Origin of the sequence: Nocardiopsis yanglingensis, assembly GCF_045809185.1 — a bacterium.
In the GTDB taxonomy this organism is placed as follows: domain Bacteria; phylum Pseudomonadota; class Gammaproteobacteria; order Xanthomonadales; family Xanthomonadaceae; genus Stenotrophomonas; species Stenotrophomonas yanglingensis.
The window spans coordinates 236,855-258,070 of the sequence record NZ_JBJNRH010000001.1; the positions used below are offsets into that span (position 1 = coordinate 236,855).

The 21,216-nt window shown below is 63.5% G+C and carries 21 protein-coding genes; 8 read left to right on the top strand and 13 right to left on the bottom strand.

The features are described 5' to 3' along the window. Positions 1–15 precede the first annotated feature (15 nt). From ACJ7C5_RS01115 to ACJ7C5_RS01165, 11 genes are all read right to left on the bottom strand, one after another. Entirely contained in the window at positions 16–2,460 is a 2,445-nt protein-coding gene (locus tag ACJ7C5_RS01115; protein ID WP_088026369.1) for a VirB4 family type IV secretion/conjugal transfer ATPase, read from the bottom strand. A gap of 81 nt (positions 2,461–2,541) precedes the next feature. Further along, positions 2,542–2,850, bottom strand: a complete 309-nt coding sequence (locus ACJ7C5_RS01120) for a VirB3 family type IV secretion system protein (protein WP_005410119.1) — start codon at positions 2,848–2,850, stop codon at positions 2,542–2,544. Beyond that, a complete protein-coding gene (locus ACJ7C5_RS01125) occupies positions 2,843–3,253 on the bottom strand; it encodes a TrbC/VirB2 family protein (protein WP_005410120.1) in 411 nt (136 codons plus the stop codon). Before ACJ7C5_RS01125 ends, ACJ7C5_RS01120 begins: the two co-directional genes overlap by 8 nt. A gap of 72 nt (positions 3,254–3,325) precedes the next feature. After that, complete coding sequence (locus ACJ7C5_RS01130) at positions 3,326–4,306, bottom strand: lytic transglycosylase domain-containing protein (protein WP_412702833.1); 981 nt, start codon at positions 4,304–4,306, stop codon at positions 3,326–3,328. A gap of 3 nt (positions 4,307–4,309) precedes the next feature. After that, positions 4,310–5,353 carry a P-type DNA transfer ATPase VirB11 gene (gene virB11 / locus ACJ7C5_RS01135; RefSeq protein ID WP_005410122.1) on the bottom strand — a complete coding sequence of 348 codons (1,044 nt, stop codon included), beginning with the start codon at positions 5,351–5,353 and terminating at the stop codon, positions 4,310–4,312. A 13-nt stretch (positions 5,354–5,366) separates the two neighbouring features. Continuing rightward, a complete protein-coding gene (locus ACJ7C5_RS01140; RefSeq protein WP_088026371.1) occupies positions 5,367–6,617 on the bottom strand; it encodes a TrbI/VirB10 family protein in 1,251 nt (416 codons plus the stop codon). Further along, the gene (locus ACJ7C5_RS01145; protein ID WP_005410124.1) at positions 6,614–7,393 is read right to left on the bottom strand and encodes a TrbG/VirB9 family P-type conjugative transfer protein; all 780 of its coding nucleotides are present in this window, start codon (positions 7,391–7,393) and stop codon (positions 6,614–6,616) included. Before ACJ7C5_RS01145 ends, ACJ7C5_RS01140 begins: the two co-directional genes overlap by 4 nt. Then, complete coding sequence (locus ACJ7C5_RS01150) at positions 7,390–8,400, bottom strand: VirB8 family type IV secretion system protein (protein WP_094000901.1); 1,011 nt, start codon at positions 8,398–8,400, stop codon at positions 7,390–7,392. Before ACJ7C5_RS01150 ends, ACJ7C5_RS01145 begins: the two co-directional genes overlap by 4 nt. An 89-nt stretch (positions 8,401–8,489) precedes the next feature. Next, positions 8,490–9,038 carry a hypothetical protein gene (locus tag ACJ7C5_RS01155; protein ID WP_412702834.1) on the bottom strand — a complete coding sequence of 183 codons (549 nt, stop codon included), beginning with the start codon at positions 9,036–9,038 and terminating at the stop codon, positions 8,490–8,492. A gap of 325 nt (positions 9,039–9,363) precedes the next feature. Next, positions 9,364–11,040, bottom strand: a complete 1,677-nt coding sequence (locus ACJ7C5_RS01160) for a type IV secretory system conjugative DNA transfer family protein (protein WP_412702835.1) — start codon at positions 11,038–11,040, stop codon at positions 9,364–9,366. A 39-nt stretch (positions 11,041–11,079) separates the two neighbouring features. Then, positions 11,080–11,337 carry a hypothetical protein gene (locus tag ACJ7C5_RS01165; protein ID WP_029379975.1) on the bottom strand — a complete coding sequence of 86 codons (258 nt, stop codon included), beginning with the start codon at positions 11,335–11,337 and terminating at the stop codon, positions 11,080–11,082. A 234-nt stretch (positions 11,338–11,571) separates the two neighbouring features. On the opposite strand from ACJ7C5_RS01165, the gene ACJ7C5_RS01170 reads away from it, so the two are divergent. Then, positions 11,572–12,783: an MFS transporter gene (locus tag ACJ7C5_RS01170; protein WP_088026375.1), complete on the top strand. Its 1,212-nt coding sequence runs from the start codon at positions 11,572–11,574 to the stop codon at positions 12,781–12,783. Between the two features lie 16 nt (positions 12,784–12,799). Here the strand turns inward: ACJ7C5_RS01170 and ACJ7C5_RS01175 are convergent, their stop codons facing one another. Beyond that, the gene (locus tag ACJ7C5_RS01175) at positions 12,800–13,279 is read right to left on the bottom strand and encodes a MerR family transcriptional regulator (RefSeq protein ID WP_412702836.1); all 480 of its coding nucleotides are present in this window, start codon (positions 13,277–13,279) and stop codon (positions 12,800–12,802) included. Positions 13,280–13,368: 89 nt separating this feature from the next. Here ACJ7C5_RS01175 and ACJ7C5_RS01180 point away from each other — a divergent pair, with 89 nt between their 5' ends. The 4 genes from ACJ7C5_RS01180 to ACJ7C5_RS01195 all read left to right on the top strand — a co-directional run bounded on the left by ACJ7C5_RS01180 (position 13,369) and on the right by ACJ7C5_RS01195 (position 15,922). Then, positions 13,369–14,607: an NADH:flavin oxidoreductase/NADH oxidase family protein gene (locus ACJ7C5_RS01180; RefSeq protein ID WP_412702837.1), complete on the top strand. Its 1,239-nt coding sequence runs from the start codon at positions 13,369–13,371 to the stop codon at positions 14,605–14,607. 94 nt (positions 14,608–14,701) lie between these two features. Next, the gene (locus ACJ7C5_RS01185) at positions 14,702–15,178 is read left to right on the top strand and encodes a hypothetical protein (RefSeq protein WP_094000905.1); all 477 of its coding nucleotides are present in this window, start codon (positions 14,702–14,704) and stop codon (positions 15,176–15,178) included. A gap of 103 nt (positions 15,179–15,281) precedes the next feature. Further along, positions 15,282–15,551 (top strand): hypothetical protein, encoded by a 270-nt coding sequence (locus tag ACJ7C5_RS01190; protein ID WP_412702838.1) that lies wholly within the window; start codon positions 15,282–15,284, stop codon positions 15,549–15,551. 125 nt (positions 15,552–15,676) lie between these two features. Continuing rightward, positions 15,677–15,922, top strand: a complete 246-nt coding sequence (locus ACJ7C5_RS01195) for a hypothetical protein (RefSeq protein ID WP_054172026.1) — start codon at positions 15,677–15,679, stop codon at positions 15,920–15,922. A 45-nt stretch (positions 15,923–15,967) separates the two neighbouring features. Here the strand turns inward: ACJ7C5_RS01195 and ACJ7C5_RS01200 are convergent, their stop codons facing one another. Then, positions 15,968–17,497 carry an FAD-dependent monooxygenase gene (locus ACJ7C5_RS01200; protein WP_412702839.1) on the bottom strand — a complete coding sequence of 510 codons (1,530 nt, stop codon included), beginning with the start codon at positions 17,495–17,497 and terminating at the stop codon, positions 15,968–15,970. An 82-nt stretch (positions 17,498–17,579) separates the two neighbouring features. Here ACJ7C5_RS01200 and ACJ7C5_RS01205 point away from each other — a divergent pair, with 82 nt between their 5' ends. The 3 genes from ACJ7C5_RS01205 to ACJ7C5_RS01215 all read left to right on the top strand — a co-directional run bounded on the left by ACJ7C5_RS01205 (position 17,580) and on the right by ACJ7C5_RS01215 (position 21,215). Then, positions 17,580–18,224, top strand: coding sequence for a TetR/AcrR family transcriptional regulator (locus ACJ7C5_RS01205; RefSeq protein ID WP_412702840.1), 645 nt, complete (start codon positions 17,580–17,582; stop codon positions 18,222–18,224). Positions 18,225–18,301: 77 nt separating this feature from the next. Then, positions 18,302–20,443: a TonB-dependent siderophore receptor gene (locus ACJ7C5_RS01210; protein WP_412702841.1), complete on the top strand. Its 2,142-nt coding sequence runs from the start codon at positions 18,302–18,304 to the stop codon at positions 20,441–20,443. A 97-nt stretch (positions 20,444–20,540) separates the two neighbouring features. Next, positions 20,541–21,215: a hypothetical protein gene (locus ACJ7C5_RS01215; RefSeq protein WP_412702842.1), complete on the top strand. Its 675-nt coding sequence runs from the start codon at positions 20,541–20,543 to the stop codon at positions 21,213–21,215. The last annotated feature ends 1 nt before the right edge of the window (position 21,216 follow it).

Sequence of the window (21,216 nt, forward strand, 5' to 3'; positions counted from 1 at the left end):
GCGAAGGCGCCTTGTTCAGGCGACCTCATCGCGGCTGACTGCGGTTTTCCCCGAGCCTTTCCGATTCCTATAGAACTCTTCCAGCCACTGCTCCGGGCTGAGCTCGTCCACTGTCACGCGCGCACGTACTGCGGCCGTCTGCAACACCCGATGCATGATGTCGATATTGTCGGTCGAGGCCGAAATCACTGAAAGAATGTCGTCCATGCCACGCAGGTTGAGCTGGCAGACACTGGAAGCATGGCCCTGCTTCACCAGGAAGCAGCGCGAGCGCTCGTCCAGTGCGGTCACCACCCTGAACTCGGCCTCGGTCAGCTTCAGGCCATCCATGTAGTCGCTCTTGCTGGCATTCGGGTTCGGCAGCAGGATCAGCGTAGCGGTCTGCTCGATCAGGGCGGCAGAGATATCGCTCTTCAGCGCATCCTCCGGACTCTGCGTAGCGAAGATGCCCAGACCATTCTGCTTACGGATGGTCTTCTGCTTGTTCTTCGCGAACTCCTTCAGGCCACCCTCGCCGTCCAGAATCTTCCAGAACTCGTCCATCACATAGATCAGCGGACGACCATCGATCAGCGACTCGAGGCGATGCAGCAGGTAATTGATGACCGGCACGCGCACTTCGGGGTTGTCAATGATGTCGGTGTAGTCGAAGCCGATGATGTTGGCCTTGCTCAGGTCAACGGTATCCACCGGATTGTCGAACACCCAACCCAGCGAATTACCGGAGGTCCAACGACGCATGCGCGCATAGAGGCCGTCGTCGCCCATGTTGGGCAGGCTCTTCTGGAAGTTGGTCATGCTGCGCAGGTGCATCGGCGTATCCAGCATGCTCTCCACTGCGCGGTAGATGTCCTCTTCCTCGCGCGCGCTGTACTCGCGCTTGCCAGCCAGCACCTTGATCAGATCGGCCAGGAACTGCACGTTGGCTTCGTTGTTTTCGCACTGGAACGGGTTGAAACCGGTGGGCGCGCCGTTCTCCAGGGCCAGATAATTGCCGCCGCAGGCACGCACGAAGATCTCCGCACCGCGATCCTTGTCGAAAAAGAAGATCGTCGGCGACGGCTCGTACTTCTGCACCTGACTGAGCAGGAAGTTGATCAGCGCGGTCTTACCGGTACCGGACTTGCCGATCACCATGGTGTTGGCGATCGCCTTCTCACCGAGTGAATTCTCGGATGGATGGGTAGCGTGGAAATTGAAATAGTACGGCTGACCGTTGGTGGTCTGCAGCGTGGTCACGCAATCGCCCCACGGGTTGTTGTGCTGCTTGCCGGTGGCGAAGTTGTGCAGCGGCGAAAGGCCCAGGAAATTCAGCGAGCTGACATTGGCCAAACGCGTACGGTAGCGCCAGTTGCCCGGCAGCTGCGAGTAGAAGGACGAGGTGACCGCGAGGTCTTCCTTGGTCGACACGAATCCAGCATTGGACAGTTCGGCGCGGGTCGAGGCCACGTTCTGCGAAAGCTTTGCCTGGCTATCGCCGTAGACCGCCATGATGAAGTGGTACTCACCCAGCACGAAATTGCCGGATGACAGCTGATCCATCGCCTGATCGAGCTCCACGATCTGGCTGACGGCCTTGTCGCCAGACGAGATCATCATGCCCTTGGTCCGGTCGAGCACCTTCAGCGCGTCCTGGCGCCCCATCGGGCTGAAGGAATGGGTGATGACGTACTCATAGTCCAGGTACTTCAGACCGTTCAGAATGCCCGGGTAGGTACCCTCGGCATACTCCTTGATGTTCAAGATGGCGCCGAAGTGGTTGGCGCCATTTGGGGTATTGATGACGAAGTCCCCGGTCTTGGCCGAGAACATGTGCCGGCTGACCGGCAGGTAGTCCTTGATCGGCGCGGGCAACACCGGCACCGGCTCGTCGATGCGGTTGATCAGATAGCCGAACAACTCCAGCGTCTCGGAGAACACGACCCCATTCTTCGCTTCGTACATGCCCAAACGGTACGGCGCATAATCACGGATGACGGCCTCGACGTTGCCCGCAAGCTCCATCAGCTTCTCAACTGCCTGCTCCTGCTCGGCGCGCAGCTTATCGACGTTCGCCGACTTCTCGACAAAGCGCTTACCCGCCACCACCGGGCGGTAGATCATGGTCAGGTACAACTCGTTCTGCATGATGCGCTGCGAGGACAGCATGCCCATGTACTGGTCGGACACGTCCTGGTTGAAGCGCTGCTTGAAGCTGCTCTTCCCTTTCAGCGTGCGACGACGACGGATGTCGTGCACCCAGAAAGCAACGTTGACGAAGTCGGGCGCACGCAGCGTCTGCAGCAGGCGGTTGAAGGTGTTGTGACGATGCTCGAGCTCCCACTCCTCGCGGCCGACGAACGGCAGCCCTTCCAGGTGCCAGGTCAGCAGATAGTCGCCGCCCGTGGTCTTGACCACGTTCGGAGCAACATGTGACGACAACGGGATGAACTCACTGATGGAGGTGTCAGGGCTGAACATACGACTGCTTCCAAAGAGGTATTGCCAAGGAGTTTCAAAGGACCCGGCGGGCGCAAAGGCCCGCCAGGTCGGTTCCGGACCTCAATCCATTCGGGCCGGCTTGTCACGGTAATGATTCGGGTTGAACACCCACATGCCATCGTGCTCGCGCACATTGCGTACCCGCAGCTTGAACATCAGGCGCAGGCCCATCAGCCGGAAGATCATTTCGTCACGCTTGGCCATCTGCCGCATGATGAAAACCGCCACGGGAATGGTGAGCAGGAACCAGAAGTTCGTATACATGCTCAGCAGCAACAACCCACCCGCCACCAGGAAGAATGGCAGGTAGGGCACGCCCAGAAACATCGCCGGGCGCGTGCAGCCACGGAACAGGACGTTCTTATGCACTGTAGTACTGGATGGCGTTGTTGATCAGGTAGTAGGTGGTGCCGCTGCCGCCGCACTTGCCGTCGCTGCCGTCACCCAGCAGCATGCGGGCGATCTGGCCGGCGGCGCCGATCAGCACACCACCAATCAGGATCGGCGCGACGTCGGCGATACGCTTGTGCGCGAACGCAATCTGGTAGCCGGCGAAGATCACCGCGATGGTGACAACTGCAATCGAGGCGATATTCAGCAGCCCCTTGATGTTGTTGAAGAAGCCGCAGACCTTGTCGTCGGTGCCGCCAAAGTCGGTCGAGCCTGTGGCGAATGCCTGCGGAGCAAACACTGCACCAACGAAGAGAGTGGCCATCAGCAGGGTCTTCAGCGTGCGCTGGGCCTGGACGAGGTCGAGATTGGATCGCTTCATGGATTGATTTCCTTGTTGATGGACTAACACAACTGAATGGCCTGGCGGTTGCCGGGCCGAACCACGACTTCGTCAGAACACGAAGGCCGCATCCCCTGCGGGAATCCGCTGCGCCGGTGGAGCCTGTACCGGCACGTTGTACGCATTGTCGCTACCGGCCACCGGCTGGTTGCGTTCATTCCAGGGCCGCAGCATCACTGGGCCCTCGCTGTTGGCGCCCGCAGCACCCGGCAACTGCTGCGGCATAGCCATCCCCTGCGGGGTGCCCTGCCGCGGCAGCTGCTGCGGCATGCCTGCGGGCTGCTGCGGATATGCGGCGCCTTGGGCCGGCTGCGCCTGCGGCTGCATCACCCGGTCCACCGAACCCAGCACTACCTTGGAAAGGGCCTGGTCAGCGATGTTCAGCAAGCTGCCACGTGCCATCGCGCCGGTGGAGGGATACACGACGTAGGCACGCGCCGGATCTTCAGACGGCACGTACACCGGATTGCTGGCCTGGGCAACGATCCGCGCCTGCGCCGGGGAGGCCAGCTGAGGATGGTGCTCGACTTTCACGCTGCGGCGCTCGCCGCGGCTGATCACATCGATCGGCGCAACGCCGTTGCTCGCGACCTGCTGGCCGCGACGGATCGAGTCGTAGACCTTCTGCACATAGCCATGGCGGAAGCCGGTCTCGAAGTTGCCGGAGTAGTAGCAACTGAACGACTTGCCCCAGTCACCGCCAGAACGCTTGTAGCACTCGGCCAGGATGCGCGAGCCAGCCTGCAGGTTTGGACACTGCTGGAACGCCTTCTCATACGAGTCAAGCCCGTACTTACCCAGGTTGTAGCGGTTGACTTGAGCCAACCCGATGGAGAAGTTGTAGCCCTTCTCCTCCAGCATGCGCACCGTAGCCAACGCCTCGTCCAGCGCCTTGGGTTGTCGCGCCAGAGCGCCACCAACCACGCCGATGGCATAAGGGTTGCGCGACGATTCAACGTTGATGACGTGCTGCATCACGTCCATCGACACCGCCATCTCCGGGCATGCCATCATTTCAAGTCCTGGCAGCATCCTTCAGCCCTCCTGCCCCTGGGCGCGCCCGGGATTGAAATCGATACCGGTGATGTAACGCGAACCGGCGTGCGCCTTGATATGCACAACGATGTCGATGGTCATCATCAACAGTCGCTTGATCACGTTGAACTCCAGGCCCGAACCTTCGGCGGAGGCCTTCACCATCAATGCCAGCTGGTCCCAGGTCTGCTCCGGGCTACCGGCATGGCAACTCGTGATCGAGCCTGGATGGCCCGATGCGCAGTTGCGGATGAAGTAGAACGCCTCATCACCACGCAGCTCGGCGAGGATGATGCGCTCGGGCTTCATGCGCAGGCAGGCTTCCATGCAGCTCTTTGCGCTGACATTGCTGGTGCTCTGCCCACCCTTGGAGTACAGCAGGTGCACCACATTGGGTTGGGTCAGAAACAGCTCGCGCGCGTCCTCGATCGTGACCAGACGCTCGTTGTCCGGAATATGATTGACCAGCGCCTTCATGAAGGTGGTCTTGCCGCTACCGGTCGCGCCGGACACCACGATGTTCTTGCGGTACATCACAGCACGCCGGAAGAACTCGGCGTACTCGCGCGAATGGCGCAACTCCAGCAGCTCGCGATCCTGCTCGCTGATGCTGCCATCGCTTTCCAGGATCTGGTTGAAGAAGCCATCTTCGTGATACTGGCTGAGTGACTTGGTGTGCTTGGACGGCAGGCGGATGGTGATCGAAACCTTGCCGGCATCGCAGGCAGGCGGAATCACGAACTGCGCACGCTGCCCGGTCGGGAAGGTCAGCGAGACGACCGGATCAGCATCGGTGATGCGCTGGCCGGTATTACTCTCATTGACTACGGCCGTGCAGAACTGCCGGGCCCGCTCGAAGGTCAGGCCCGGCACATCCACTCGCTGCCACCCGGCCCGGGTTTCCAGGTACAGCTCGCCAGGACGGTTGATGCAGATTTCCGTCACCTCCGGCGAGGTCATGTACTCGGCAATACCCAGCACTTCGTACTGATAGCGCAGGAAATCGCTGGAGACGAGGGCGAGGGGTGACACTTCGGCGTCCATGATCGTTCGTTGTTTACCGGCGGGGGTGCAGCACGTTGGTGAAATCGACGTCCTTGGCGACGTAGACGTTCACGATCGTGCCCTGGTTGATGGTGACGGTCGGCGGCCTGCGTTCGCTCATTGCCTCATTGGCCAGGCGCTCCATGGTGCGGGCGGTCGCGCTTTCATAGGGCGAGCGCACGGCGAAACCGTTGCTGGAGACGGTGGTCGATTCCGGACCATGTTCGGCGGCGGCGTACTTGAACGCGTCAGCAATCAGGCTGATCATCAGCGCCGATGCGATACGACTGCCCCAGTGCGCACTGTACTGACCCGGGTGGCCCGCGCCACCGAGACCATCGGTACCTGGGCTGGACATGGCAACGTCGATGCCATTCGGCGTGGTGATGCGGTCCCAGATCACCTCCACGCGCTTTCCGGTCGGGCCGCCACCGTAAGCACCGTAGATCTTGGAACCCTTCGGCAACAGCAGATTGCGGCCATTGATCGAGTACACCGGCTCGGTCACCAGGCACGAGGTATAGCCCGCGATGTCAGTGATGATGCGCGTTTCCAGCACGCAGCGCAGATACGTGCCGCGTACCAGCAGTGCATCTGGACTGCGGATGAAACTGGCACTGGATACATCATCGACATCGGGGCCGCGGCGCGTACGCGTCGGCTCAGGCGCTTTCTCACCGTTGGCCATCTGGGCCAACATGGCCTTGGTGTAGTCATCCAGTGGCGGCTGTCCAGGCGTGCCGGACTGGCCATCTCCATTGCCGACCATGCCCGCGTTGCCGCCCATGCGACGTTCGGCCAACGTTGGCCCGCGCGGACCCGCGTCATGGTCCATCGACAGCGACGACCGTGCGGGCATCGGCTCCGGTGGTGGCAGCATTGGAATCGGCGCAGGTTGGGCGACCGGCGGTGCCGGCTCGGGCGTGGAAACGTTGGGAAGCTCGGGAGTGCTGGATCGCGCCACTTCCGGCGCAGTGGAAGCAGCCTCCTTGTCATCCTGGCCCTTTCGGAACAGCAGGAAGCCCATGGCCACCAGCAGCACCACGATGCCGCCGAGGAACAGAAGCGCCTTGCGATTCAACCGCTGCTCTTCTGCCGAGCGCAGCTGTGGCGCGGCCGCATCGAGGTCCGGCGCAGGCTCGGCCTGGGACGTGCCGAAGTATGGATTCGACTGCGCGTCCGAGGCGCCCTGTGCACCGTACGGGCTCTGGCTCTCGTCGCGTCCGCTGTTCGGGTCGTTTCCGGGAGTGTTCTGCTGGCTCATTTCTTCACGTTCCTTCGCAGGCCGACGACGAAGTCGCCGTGGCGGATGACCAGGTACGGGTAGGTCCCGTGCACGATCAGCGTATTGCCTTCAACCGTGGTGTTGACTACGAAGTCTTCACCGTATTCCGTTTCCCGGCCGAACACGGCCGGGAAGATGCCGGTCTTGTATTCCGGCGAGTTCGGCAGTTTCAGATAGGTGAAGCGGCCATCGTCGTAGGCGTTGACCGGGATCAACCACCCCATCTTTTTCGCCTTGCTGGTCGAATAGGAGTAGTTGAAGTTGTATTGGCGGTCCTTGGCCAACTCCGAGCTCAACAGCGGCTGCGCCTCTTCTTCCACCGCTTCCTGGGCGACACCGAACACGGTGTCGTTCGGGTAGGTGAAGGCGATCTTGTATTGCACGCCTGCACGACGCGCCTGTTCCAGCTGGCGCCAGTCAGTGGCCACTACCTTCAGCTCAAAGATGTAGGAATGGGTCTCGGTACGCACCATCATGTTGGTGTCGACGTCGACGTTCTTCGGCTTGAGATAGAACACGTTCTCGCGACGAGTCAGTTCCCAGCCGCTGCTGAAACCGGTGCTGTAGTCGAGGATCTTCTCGTTCGGGCTCAACTCGATCTGGGTGGTCAGACCCAGGCCGGTGCGAACCGGATAGATGCGGTCCTTCTCGTACTCGTAGTGGTCCACCGCCTGCGCCATCGCTGCTGCTGAAAACAACAGCGACAACATCGACAGCAGCGCCAGCGCGCTTCCCCTGATATTTCGACTACTCATCGGTTGCTTGCTCCATCAGCAGTTCCGGTGGAATTGTTCTGCGCCGGCCTCATTGCCGGCTGTCCGGGCATGGTTTGCCCCGGCACTACCTGCCCCTGCACCGGCTGACCCGGCATTGGTTGGCCCGGCATCTGGCCATTGGCCGGAGCCGCAATCGGCTGGCCCGTGGCCGGATCGATCATCGTGGCTGCGGCGGGGTTGTTCGGATCGTAGACACCCTGCGCCTGCTGCGCGGCTTGCTGCGCCTGCATCGCACCATCATCTGGCACCGGCACGCCGCGTGCGTAGTCGTTGTCGACGCGGTACTCGGTGACCTGGAAGGCCAGTGGATTAAGGATGCGATCCTGCTCGGACAGCGCGAGGTTCTGCTTGTACTCGAAGCGCATCGTCACCAGCTGGTTGTCCAGATAACTGGACGCACCCGAGCGCTTGTCCAGCAAACTGCGCTGGATACGCACCGATGCACCGCGGAAACTGCCATTCGACTCGGCGCCCAGCGGGGTGATGCTGAGGATCTTGACCCGGATGGCGCGCTCGCGGCCATACATCACGAACGGATTCTGCGGGTTGTTGCCGGCGTAGCGCTGCCGCATCGATTGCGCTACCGGGCTGCTGGACATCACAAACACCAGTTCCCAATCGCGCAGGCCCATCACCGCCGAGTCATAGGATTCGCGCGCCAGTACGTACTGGGCCACGTTGCTGCGGTTGATGGCTTCACTGGAGGTGATCGTCTCACCCTGGAAAGTCCCGCGCAGGCGCGCGACCGTCGCGGTACCCGTATACGCATCGGCCATCACCAGGAACGGCACCTTCTCCTTCAGCGGCAGCATGTAGTAGTAACCGCCCGCCAGCGCGAGCGACATCAACAATGAGCCGGTGGCCACCCACCACGCACGTCGCTCGCTGCGACGCGCCATGTCGGCCACGGTGATCTCGTAGCTGACCGCCTTGGCGACCGACTGCTCGACCTTGGGACTATTGCCGGGATCCTTCTTGCGGAACATGGATTCTTCCGTACTGCTGAAACATCAATGGGCATGGAGCCCCTGCGACAGGCGCGGGGAGCGGCACGTTCGATGATTTCGAGGTGGACTCAGGTGCCGCTGTTGGAATCAGCGCTCTGCGCCGACGCGGTGGGCGTCGAGCCAGCGCTCTGCACAACGATCTGGTTGCCTACGATGGAGACGGAGATGCCCTGTGCCGCATAGGCCGCCGTGAGATCGATCACGGCCTGCTGTGCGTTGGTGGTGTCGATATTCGAGACCGCGCCGTACAGGGTGAAGTCCGAGCTGAGGCGGTAATCGAGCGTGCGTCCGGAATCCTTGGCCCAGCGCTCGAGCATGGCTTTGAGCGTGCCATCCATCGGCGAGGCCTGGTAGACGTAGCTGGAGTACAGCGGGATTTCGGTCGTTGCCGCCGCAAAGCGGTTGACCGGCTTCCAGCGGCCGCCGAAATCGGGAGCGGACTTGGTGGCACAACCTGCCACCATCAGCGCCGCAGCTGCGGCGATGGAGATTTTCGCGATAAACGCCTGATTCATACGGGCTTCACTTTGACGTACGAAAAAGCAGTCCCGAGCGTTGGCTCCCTGGTCGTCCGGCGCTGCATGGCGCACGCCGGAATCGGGGAGACGCGCTGGCATGCAGCACACCTGCCCCGGCTCCCCTGCAGCCCGAGAGCTGCCAACCAGGTCGCGGGGCCGCCAGACACTGCCGACGACACACCCGCACACCCTCACCAACGTCGAAACCATCCTTGTTTCCATGGCACAAACTCCTGGCCACCCTGCGTTACAACTTTTGCCATCCAACACACACTTCTGGATGACGAACACAGAGTTACACAACCACGCGTCAATTCCATGTCAGACAAGTCTGAAAATCCATGAACAGATGCCGAATTTTTGACTCAGCTCACGGTTTCACGTCAATGAATATGAATCTACGTCACAAATTTAGCGACGTGAATTAGACGTTAAGCATTGGAACGTCGACTTTCGGCAGCAGCCTCGACGTGAAGTAGCGATCCTTGTAGTAGCGGATCTTGTCGCACTTCACAGGATGCGGTATGCCCTCGTACAGGAACACTTCCTTGTCCGGCCCCATTGCTTTCAGCTCCTGCGGCAGCATCAGCGCGCGCCGCTCTTCAGTGAAGCTGTGGGTCTTCTCGCGAGCGTGGGTGACGTTCTTCTTGCGGATGGTGGTGTAGCCCAGCATGTCCGAGTAGTCGTTGGCATCCTGCTGCTCGCGCGGCGCATACAGAATCTGCAGCGCGTGGTTGGTGATGATCGTGCGCGACACCTCGCGCCCGTAGGTGGCATCGAGCTGCGACATGCTCTGGATGATCGGCAGCAGACGGATGTTGTAGCCCGCCATGTAGGACACCGCCGAGGCGATGATCTCGACCTTGCCGATCGAGGTGAATTCGTCCATCAACAGCAGGCACTGGTACTTCAGGTCCGGGTTGGACTTGGGCAGTTCCTTCGTATTGAGGTTGATCAGCTGGCTGAAGAACAGATTGATGATCAGCCGGCTCTCGGCCAGCTTGTTCGGCTGGATGCCGATGTAGATGGTCATCTTCTTCTTGCGCACGTCGGTCAGCAGGAAGTCGTTGCTGCTGGTGGCCTTGTCCAGCACCGGATTGATCCAGGGATTGAGCGGTTCCTTGAAGGTGCCCAGGATCGAGGCGAAGGTCTCGTCGGCCTGGGACAGCATGTTGGCGAACGCTGAACGCGCGTTGGCGCTGAGGAACGACCGCTCCGACAAGGCCTTGAGGTACTTCTTCAGATCGGTGCCGTCGCCCGATGACAACCGGTAGACAGCGCCCAGCGTCGGTGTGCCCGAGCCGCCCGGGAAACCGCTGCTGCGCTCGTCGTCCCAGTTTTCGAACAGATACAGGGTGAAGGCCATGAACGCGTTGCGCGCCTGGCTGACCCAGAATTTCTGGTCCTCGGCCCCATCCGGATACAGCATCGCTGCAATGCTCATCAGGTCCGAAACCCGGAACGCCGGGTCATCGGACACGTAACTGAGCGGGTTCCAGCGGTGCGTGCGCCGATCTTCGGCGAAAGGATTGAACAGGTAGATTTCCTGTCCCTGGCTCGCACGCCAGCCACTGGTCAGGTCGAAGTTCTCCTGCTTGATATCCAGTACCACCAGCGATTCGCCGTACTCCAGCAGGTTCGGGATGACGACGCCCACGCCCTTGCCTGAACGGGTGGGTGCCGCAAGAATCACGAACTGCTGGCCGTCCAGCCGCACCAGCTTGCCGCCATGGCTGCCGACCACGATGCTCTGGCCGGTCTTCTTGAACATGCCGTGCTTGGACAGGTCGGCGCCGGTGGCAAAGCGCGCGTCGCCATGCAGCGAGCGCTTGTCCTTCTTCAGCAGCAGCACCAGACCGGTCACCACCAGTACCAGCAACGGCAGGCCGAAGCCAACGTAGCCGGCCCACTTGATCTTGCCCACGAAGGGCGCGACCTGCGGCTGGTCCAGTGCATTGAAGTACTGGTAATAGGTGTTCCAGGTGAACAGCTTGGTATCCAGGCCCAGGAACAACAACGTCAGGTAGCCGGAAAACACGAAACCAAGCAGCAGGGTCGCCAGCGTGATGATGGCGATGAGCAGATACTTCTTACTGGGCAACACCCGAATCCTCCATGATGCGCACGAGGGCGCGACGGCCTAGCGGCGGCGCCAGCGCGACGCCTTCTTCCGCAGGTGGTTTTCGTTCTCCAGCCCGGGCTCTTCGCCCTCTTCACGCACCCGCTGCAACAGCAGTTGACGCGCTTCGGCCAGTGATACCAGGTCGGTCAGACGATCCCCATCGTCGGCGACGACCGCATGGCCGACCACATCGCCCGGAGCGTACACCGGCGCGTAGGACACCGCTACCAGCTGATAGCGGCCGCGCGTCTCCAGCACATGCCTGAACTCCTGCATCGACATCCTCCTTGTTCCAGCATTCCACAGCCCCTGCACGTCCATCATGCCGACCACCGTGTCGTGATCACATGCAGGACGCCGGCAACCGTGGGCCGCACGCGCTGCAGCACCGAGCCCATGCCCGGCATACCGCAATCCCATTGATCAAACACTGATTTACCCCCGGCGTGGCTGCTGCTGTTGCGGTGCAGCAGTACAATGCCCGGCTCCCCGCCCCCATCGCGCCCCCGCATGAGCCCCAACTCTTCCCTGGCTGCGCGGCTGACGCCCCGTCAGCGCACCCTGATCATTCTTGCCCTGTCCCTGGGCGGCTTCGCCATCGGCACCAGTGAATTCGCCAGCATGGGCCTGATGCTGGAGATCAGCCGCGGCCTGTCGATTTCCGAAACCCAGGTCGGCCACCTGATCAGCGCTTACGCCATCGGCGTGGTGGTCGGTGCGCCGATCCTCGCCTTCGTCGGCGCCAGTTTCCCACGCCGCAAGCTGCTGCTGGCGCTGATGGGTTTCTACGCCATTGGCAATCTGGCCAGTGCGCTGGCCCCGAACTACGGCACGATGCTGGTGGCACGTTTCGTCGCCGGCCTGCCGCATGGCGCCTACTTCGGGGTGGCGATGCTGGTGGCGGCGGCGATCAGCCCGGCCGGCCAGCGTGGCCAGGCGATGTCGCGGGTGCTGCTGGGCCTGTCGATCGCGATCCTGGTCGGCAATCCGCTTACCACCTGGCTGGGCCAGCAGTTGAGCTGGCGCACCGCCTTTGCCCTGGTCAGCGTGCTGGCCATCGCCACCGTGGCGATGATCGCGCGCTTCCTGCTGCCGGACCCGGACGAAGTGCGCACCTCGCCGATGCGCGAACTGCGCGCCTTCAACACCACACAGGTGTGGCTGGCACTGGCGATCGGCGCCGTTGGCTTCGCCGGCATGTTCTGCGTGTTCACCTACCTGGCACCGACCCTGGTGCAGGTCACCGGCGTGGCCGAATCGTGGATGCCGCTGGCGGTGGGCGTGTTCGGCATCGGCGCGATCATCGGCAACATCGCCGGTGGCTGGCTGGTCGACAGGTTCCACTTCAAGGCTGCCGCCGTGGTGCTGCTGTGGTCGATCGTGATGTTGCTGCTGTATCCGCTGGCCGCGCAGTCGGTGTGGACCATCGGCCCGATGATCATCACCGTCGGCACCATGGGCGCGCTGGCGGCGGTGCTGCAGACGCGCCTGATGGACGTGGCCGGTGAAGCGCAGACGCTGGCAGCGGCCTCCAACCATGCCGCCTTCAATACCGCCAATGCCCTGGGCCCGTGGTTGGGCGGCATGGCGATCAGTGCCGGCTTCAGCCCGGCCAGCACCGGCTACGTCGGTGCGGCCACTGCAATCGGCGGCCTGCTGCTGTGGTGCGTGGCGGTGATGCTGGACAAGAAGCGCAAGACCGCCGCCGCCGGTAGCCACTGAACATCGCGGCGGATCGTCAGTCGCTGCCCGTGCGGCGGCGGCGATCCGGACGCAACAACGCGGTATCGCCGGCCGCCAGCGTCGGTCGCGCCAGCTCACCGCGCTGCACGCGGTCCAGCACCCGCCGCGAGTTGGCCGCGCAGTCGATGCCCTCCGGCCGTACCTGGATGTCCTCGATCAGGGCCAGCAGATGCGCCCGGCTCTGTGCCAGCCGCAACTGCAACGCCTCGATGTCGGCCACCTTCTGCTGCAGCATCATGATCAACGCGTCGTGTTGCCACTGGCCCATGTCCGGTGGCAGCAAGGCGCGTATCTCCTCCAGGCTGAAGCCGGCGCGCTGCGCGCCGGTAATCAGCTCCAGCAGCAGCACCGCCTGCTCGGGATAGTCGCGGTAGCCGTTGGCCTGCCGCCGGACGACCAGCAACCCGGCCTCCTCGTAGAAGCGGATGCGCGACGCTGCCAGGCCCGTGCGGCGGGCCAGCTCACCGATCTTCATCTGCCTGAATCCTCGACATCGAAGCCTGTTGACCTTCAATCAAACTTGAAGGTTAGCGTAGCGCCATTCCCCTGTCCTGGAGCTGTCCGATGTCGCTGTTCTCGCCCCTGGCACTACCCTCCGGTGCCGTCATCCGCAACCGCATCGCCAAGGCGGCGATGGAGGAAAACATGGCCGACGCCGACCACGCCCCCTCCGAAGCGCTGCTGCAGTTGTACCAGCGCTGGGCCGACGGTGGCACCGGACTGATCATCACCGGCAACGTGATGGTCGATGGCCGCGCCATGACCGGGCCGGGCGGCGTGGTACTGGAGGACGACCGCCACCTCGACCGCTTCACCGCCTGGGCGGACACTGCCCGCTCGCGGGGCGCGCAGATGTGGATGCAGATCAATCACCCCGGGCGGCAGATGCCGGCCGCACTCGGCCAACCCGCGCTCGCGCCGTCAGCCGTTGCATTGCAGATGGGCGCGCTGTCCAAGCAGTTCGCACCGCCGAAGGCGATGACCGAGAACGACATCGACGCGGTGATCGCGCGCTTCATCCGCAGTGCCGAGCTGGCCGAGCGCGCCGGTTTCAGCGGGGTGGAGATCCATGCCGCGCACGGCTACCTGCTCAGCCAGTTCCTGTCGCCGCTGTCGAACCAGCGCAATGACCGCTGGGGTGGCAGCCTGCAGAACCGTGCGCGCCTGCTGCTGGAGATCGTGCAGGGTGTACGCGCGGCCGTGGCGCCCACATTCGTGGTGGCGGTGAAGCTCAACTCCGCCGACTTCCAGCGGGGTGGATTCTCGACCGAGGACGCGCGCGAAGTGGTGGAGATGCTGGCCCCTCTCGGCGTGGATCTGGTCGAACTGTCCGGCGGCAGCTATGAAGCACCGGCCATGACCGGCGCCGCACGCGACGAACGCAGCGTGGCCCGCGAAGCGTACTTCCTCGAATTCGCACGCGAGATCGCCACGGTGGCAACGATGCCGTTGATGGTCACCGGTGGCATCCGCCGCCGCGAGGTGGCAGAACAGGTGCTGGCCAGCGGCGTGGCCATGGTCGGCATCGCCACCGCGCTGGCCATCGAGCCGGATCTGCCACAGCACTGGCAGCAGGGCCGCGACCCGGTGCCGACGCTGCGCAACATCGACTGGCGCAGCAAGCCGCTGGCGGCCAGTGCGCACATGGCCGCAGTGAAGTATCAGCTGGGCCGGTTGAGCCGGCGCCGCCCCACAGCGCCCACTGTTTCACCGGTATGGGCACTGCTGCTTGCACAGGCGGCCGCAAAGTGCCGGACCCGCCGCTACCGGCGCTGGATCGGTGCGCGCACCATCACACGCTGAGCCGCGCGGTCTTCTCATCGCTGCGGCGATGCTCCACCATCTGCAGGATCTGCGGCAGTTCCGCCGCCGGTCGCAGCACGGAGATGGAACCCACGTGGCAGCAGGATCGACCAAGAACCGCGAGAAGCTGCTCGACGACCTCCTCTCGCTGGGCCGCAACTGGGCACTTGCCATCGCCATCGCCGGTGCCGGCGCGGCCGTCCACTACAACGAATCGGTCTACGAGGCCGGGCTCTGGCGTGGCCTGCTGCCCACGCTCTGCTTCCTGGTTGCGATCATCTGGATCGTGCTCAGCATCATCCGCTTCGACCTGACCATCCAGCAGCACTTCGAGCGCAAACTGTCACGCTGGCTCAGCCGCCTGCTCTATGTGGTGCTGCTCGGTACCGGCATCACCGCCGTGCTCTTCGTGACCGAACTGGCCTCCAACAACCACATCGCAAGAATGTGCGACGCCGTGGCCAACGAACCGGCCAGCCGGATCCACAGGTCCGCCGAGTGCCAACGCCTGTACCAGCATCGGGCGGCGTACCGGCAGCGGCTGGAATCGGCCGAGGGCGAGTTCGACTGAAGCCTGCGCCGGCTGCGCATCGCGTGCGCGAAAAACACATGGCGTGGATACGCGGTCGGGCACAGTGGCTGCGCCTCCCCTGCAGCGAATGAACGCCGCCACCATGCCCCCCCCGCCCGCCCCTGCCCGTCACGATGCCATCGCCCTGCAGGCAGGCGTGCTCGGCAGTGTGCTGGGCGTGACGCTGTTCAAGGCGATCGCACTGTCCGCACTGGCGAGTGGATCCTTGATGGTGATCGGGCTGTGGCTGCTGGCCTGCGCGCTGCTGGGCGCCTGGTCGCTGGCCGCGTGCCTGGCCTGCCTTGCACTGAGCCGACGCGTGTTCGTGCTGATGCTGGTGCTGTGCACGGTGCTGATGATCTGTGCCGCCTGATCCCAACAGGCGCCGGACTATCGCGCATCTGTTACAGAATAACAAGTGTGATTGGTCCGATTGTGCGTGCCCGGTGTCACGGATTTGAATTCCATGGCCAGCCCGGCACCACCCGAGACCTCCCCATGAACCTGCAGCCCCTGCTTCGCGCCTCCCTCACCGCTGTTGCCCTGGCCTCGCTCAGCGCTTGTGCCACCTATGACGACAGCAACATGCATCAGGCCTGCCAGGAGTCGCCGCATCTGAAGGACCTGCCGCGCGAAGTGGCTGCCCGCGAGAGCCGCTGCAACAAGAGCATGGAAGTGTGGTCGAGCGAGCGCAAGGGCAGTGACAGGCCGATCGACCTGAGCGGCAAGAAGAAGGATCTGTAACCGCACCAGGCGCAGCCCACGTCGGCTGCGCCTCCGCCCTGTGCGTCAGCCTGCTTCCGGCAGTCCGAACCCGCGCTGCAACGCCTGGTGCAACCCTGCCACTTCGCTTCCCGCATCGCAGGCCCACGCGACAATTCCATCGGGTCTCACCAATACCGCTCCCAGCCCAAGCGCATCGTCTACCGTCGAGACAACTCGGGTGAACGGCTGCCGCCAACGGTCGGCAAGGTCGCGCGAAGCGCAGTTCTCATCGAGCACAAGCAACACCCATTGCCCGGTTCTCAGCAACTCCCCCATGCGGCGACCATCGGCCAGCAGGAAGTCCGGCACGCTGCGACCAACCAGTGGATGGCCATCGCCCAGATCGAGCTGCTGCGACACGCCCCATACCCGTTCGGCCAGATAGGTGGCACCATCGCGGGTATCGGCCAGGTCCGCCATGACCGCCGCCAGCGCGCGCGAACCGGCTCCAGGACGCATCAATGCAACCTGCGCGCGCGACCAGTCCAGTACTTTGGCGCCCATCGGATGTCGTTCCGCGTGATAGCTGTCCAGCAGCGCCACGCCAGCGTCACCGCGTATCACGCTGGCCAGTTTCCAGCCCAGGTTCATCGCATCACCGATGCCCAGATTCAGGCCCTGCCCTCCCAACGGGGAATGCACGTGCGCAGCGTCGCCGGCCAGCAGCACGCGGCCGTTGCGATAGGCGCTGGCCTGTCGCGCGCCATCGGTCCAGGTGCTGTGCAGATGCAGCGCAGTGAGGGTCACGTCGCGGGCAGACACACGCCGCAGCAGCGACTGCGCTTGGTCCAGCGCGAGAGGCTTTCGATGCCCGGCACCGCCATCGAAATCGGCAAGCGCAAGCACACCGGGTGGATTGAAATTGCACATGCCCTGCGCTGTGTACTGACGGCCAGGGGTCAGCGCTCCGGGATCTTCCAGATCGACCAGCAGCGAATGACCGGTGAATTCGGGATCCGTGCCGATGAAACTGAAACCGCATTGCTTGCGCACCGTGCTGCGGCCTCCGTCACAACCTACCAGCCAGCGACCACGTACCGCTCCGTCAACGGTGTCGATCTCCACTTCGGTCGCACCGGCGCGCACCGCCTGTACCGCACGCCCGCGTTCGATGTGCACGCCCAGCGCAATCGCACGTTCGGCCAACACCGTTTCCAGGGCCTGCAGCTCCACCGCCATCTGGGTGCCCACCGGCGTCGGCAGGCGCCAGTTCCAGCGCGTGCGGTCCACGTCGTCCAGCGCAAACGGAATGCCGGCGAAGTGGCCGCCCAGCGCTCGCGGTTGCGCGAGCCAATGGGCGGTGCCAGGCGGCGGCGCCCCCTTGTCGGGCTTGAGCACCTGTGTCGCGGCGACCGCGTCCAACAGGCCGCGCCGATCCAGTGCCTCCAGCGTGGGGGCGTTCAGGCCGCGCAGCCCGAATGGCAGGCGCTTCAACGGCGAATCAGCGGCCCCGGACTGTTCCAGCACCAGCACCGAACAGCCGGCCAGGGCCAGCTCGCAGGACAGGGACAGGCCGACCGGGCCAGCCCCGGCAATGACGACGTCGTACAGCATCGGAATTCCTTGTGAGCGCCGGGTCGGCGCTCTGGCGAAGCGAATGTTACACTCGGTGTACGTTTTCACAAGTGAACCACCCATGACCCCGCCTCCTGGCCGTCGTGAACAACGCAAGGTCGAAACTCGACAAGCGATTTCGGATGTCGCCACCGAGCTGATCATCCGGCGTGGCTTCGAGGCCGTCTCCATGTCCGAGATCGCCGAAGCCGCGGGCGTCTCACGCAAGACGGTCTTCAACTACTTCGCCAGCAAGGAAGACCTGGTGTTCGACCGGGATGAGGAGGCGCGCATGCTGCTGCGGGAGGGCATGATGGTGCGCAGCGGCCTGACCCCGCTGGCGGCCTTCCAGTCACTCGTGCGCGAGTTGCTGGAGACTGGCCATCCGCTGCTGCGCATCAATGCCGGCGCTGCCGCCTTCTGGGGCACCGTGGCGGAGAGCCCGGTACTGGTCGCGCACGCGCGACGGCTGCAGGCGCAGTTGACTGACGACCTGGCGGGATTGATGGCCGACGCTGCCGGCCGGCCCGAACATGACGCCGAAGCGCGATTGGGCGCGGCCATGCTGCTGGCGTCGATGGTGGCGGCCTATGAGAAAGGATTGGCAAGCCGACTGCAGGGCGAGGACCCGCGTGAGGTCATGCTGCAGCTGATCGTGCGTGGAGCCACCGGGGTTCTGGTGGCCTTGGCGGGCACCCCGTATACGGACCCCGGCGCGCGTCCATAGCGCATTCGGGGGATAGGTTGCGAAGTGTTGCAAATGCTAATCTTTCTCATTTGCAGCCACATCCTCCCCCCCCCCCAATGCCCCTTCACACACGCCTGCAATGCACCCTCTGCCTGGCACTGGCCCTGCCCCTGGCAACCCTTGCCCATGCTGCCGAATCCTCGACTGCCGCGCCCAAGGATCTGGACAAGGTGGAGGTTCGCGGACGTGCACAGACCCTGTATCGGGTGGACGATGCCGCGGTCGGCACCCGCACGGATACACCGCTGGAGCTGGTCCCACAGTCGATCCAGGTCATCCCGCGCGAACTGATCGACGACCAGGCCGCGCGTCAGGTGACCGACCTCTATCGCAGCATCAGCGGCATCAGCTACTTCAGCTATGCCGGGGTGACCCTGCGCGGCTTCCGCCAGGAGAACGTGCTGTATGACGGTCTGCGTGGCGACCCGTATGCAGGATTTTCGGTGCCGCAGCTGTTCAACATCGAGCGCGTGGAAGTGCTGAAGGGGCCGGCAGGTGCGCTGTATGGCGGTGGTGATGCGGGTGGTGTCATCAACTACGTGACGCGCAAGCCGAAAGCCAGCGCCGAACGCCGCATCGAGGTCCAGCTGGGCGACAAGGACTTCCGTGCCGGATCGATCGAGGGTACCGGGCCGTTGAATGCCGCCGGCAGCCTACGCTATCGCGCCGGGCTCTATGCCGACAGTGAAAAGTGCGTGCGCTGGAACACCGACAGCGAGAGCGTGATCGGCGACGCCTCGCTGGCCTTCGACGTCGGCCAGACCGGCGAACTGGTGCTGCAGTTCACCGACATCACCCAGAACCTTGGCGGCAACCGTCTGCGCGGCGTGCCGGTCAACGATGCAGGCACGTTCCTGACCGACCGCCGCTGGAACCACAACGAGGCCAGCGACTTCCTCGACATGCGCGCCAAAGTGGCGCTGGCGCAGTACCGCTTCGCACCACGCGACAATCTGGATGTGGACTTCGCCGCTCGCTGGTTCAGCAACAACGAGCATCAGATGTACCACGAGCCGATGGGCCTGATCGATCGTGACCGCGATGGCGTGGCCGAGTGGATGACCCGCCAGCTGCGCAACCAGATCCGCGACAACGAAGCATTCACTGCCAATGGCAATGCAGTCTGGCGGGTGACCACCGGCGCGGTTGAGCACAAGGTGTTGTTCGGTGCCGATGTGTACCAGCTGGATGCGGATTTCACTGCACAGACCGCCAACAGCGCTGACCTTGCGCGTGGCGCCGGGCCGGTGCGCGGCATCGACCTGTTCAATCCCGTGTACGGCGCCAGTACCTGGCACGACTACAACCTGGCGGCCCTGCCCTGGCGCAGCACGTCCACCCGCAGCAAGCGCTATGGCGGCTACCTGCAGGACGAACTGGCACTGGGCACGCGCTGGCATGTACTGGCCGGGCTGCGCTGGGATGGCTTCAAGGATGAGGATCGCATTACTGGCAGCAGTGTGGACGGCAACGATCTCAGCTGGCGGCTGGGCAGCACGTTCACCGTGCGCGAGGGCCTGAATGTCTACGCCAACGTCGCCAGTGGTTTCGTGCCGCAGAGTGCCGCCAACCAGAATCCGGCCGCTGGCGGACCGTTCGATGCCGAACGCAGCAAACAGTGGGAAGTGGGCATGAAGTCCCTGCTGGCCGACCGTGTGACCTTGAACATGGCGGCCTACCGGATCGATCGCAGCAACATCGTGCAGGCCACCGGCGAGGTGATTGGTGGCGTGAACCAGTTGGCCGCGCTGGGCCTGGTGCGCAGTACCGGCATGGAGCTGGACCTTCTGGCCGACCTCACCGAGCGCTGGGTGCTGAGCCTGACCTACGCCTACAACGATGCGCGGGTGAAGGACGCCGGCCCGAATGGCATCACCAACGCCTCCGGCGACCGATTCGCCAATGCGCCGCGCAACAAGCTGGGATTGTGGACGCGTTATGATCTGCCGGCGATCAACTCCGCCATCGGCTTTGGCGCGGATCACGTTGGCGAGCGCGTCAGCCTGGATGGGCAGACGGTCAAGGCCTACACCGTGTTCGACATGAGCTGGAAGACCACGTGGAAGCAATGGCAGTTCCAGGCCAACGTCAAGAACCTGTTCGACAAGGTGTACGCGGCCAGTGGCTTCATCGAACGCAACGGGCATTTCCCGGGCGAGCCGCGGCGGGTGTATGTGCAGGCAGCGTACAGTTTCTGAGCCGTCGTTCCGCAGCGCCAAGCCCGCGCTCGCAAGCCCGCCCTTGGCTGCACCTGGCGTGATCTAATGACCCGTCCCATGGATGAGGCCTGATGCAATGACACGGATCCGCACCTTACTGCAGCGCGCCTTGCCATTGGCGCTGCTGCCCCTGCTTGCCGCCTGCCAGAACGAACAGGTCAGCGAGTTCTTCAATCCTCCGCAGAATGTGCAGGCCAGCAGCGAGTTCCGCATGAGCACCCCACCGGGGCTGGTGCACAACAACCTGCTGTCTTCGGCATCGGTGAAGGATGGCCAGGCTCGAGTGGACGCGGGCGGGCCGGGTTACCTCGATATCCGCTTCTTCCCGATCACCCATGCCGATGCGCTGAACTCGGTGGGCCCGGATTGGCCCTCTTCGCGGCAATCGCGTGACAGCGCCCCCGATCTCTCGGGTGTCGACTTCAGCAGCCACTTCGTCTTCCTGGTCGCGCATCCGAAACTGACCGGCTATGCCGCGATGAGCAGCGGCCAGTACGCTACGTTCTTCAGTTCGGTGAAGGTTGCGTACCTGGATGACCGCGTGGTGATGCATCTGGATGCCTCGCGATTAGGTGACATCAGCCCGATGGTGCTGCTTGGCAGCCCGTGGGCCGGCAAGCTGTACACACTTGAACGGCGCGGCCGGAAGCAGCTGGAAGTAAAGCTGTACGAGAACCGCTACCAGTTCACGCTGGTGCCGGAGGTCGTCCCGGAGGTAGCACCTGAAATCCCACCACCCATGGTGCGTTGAC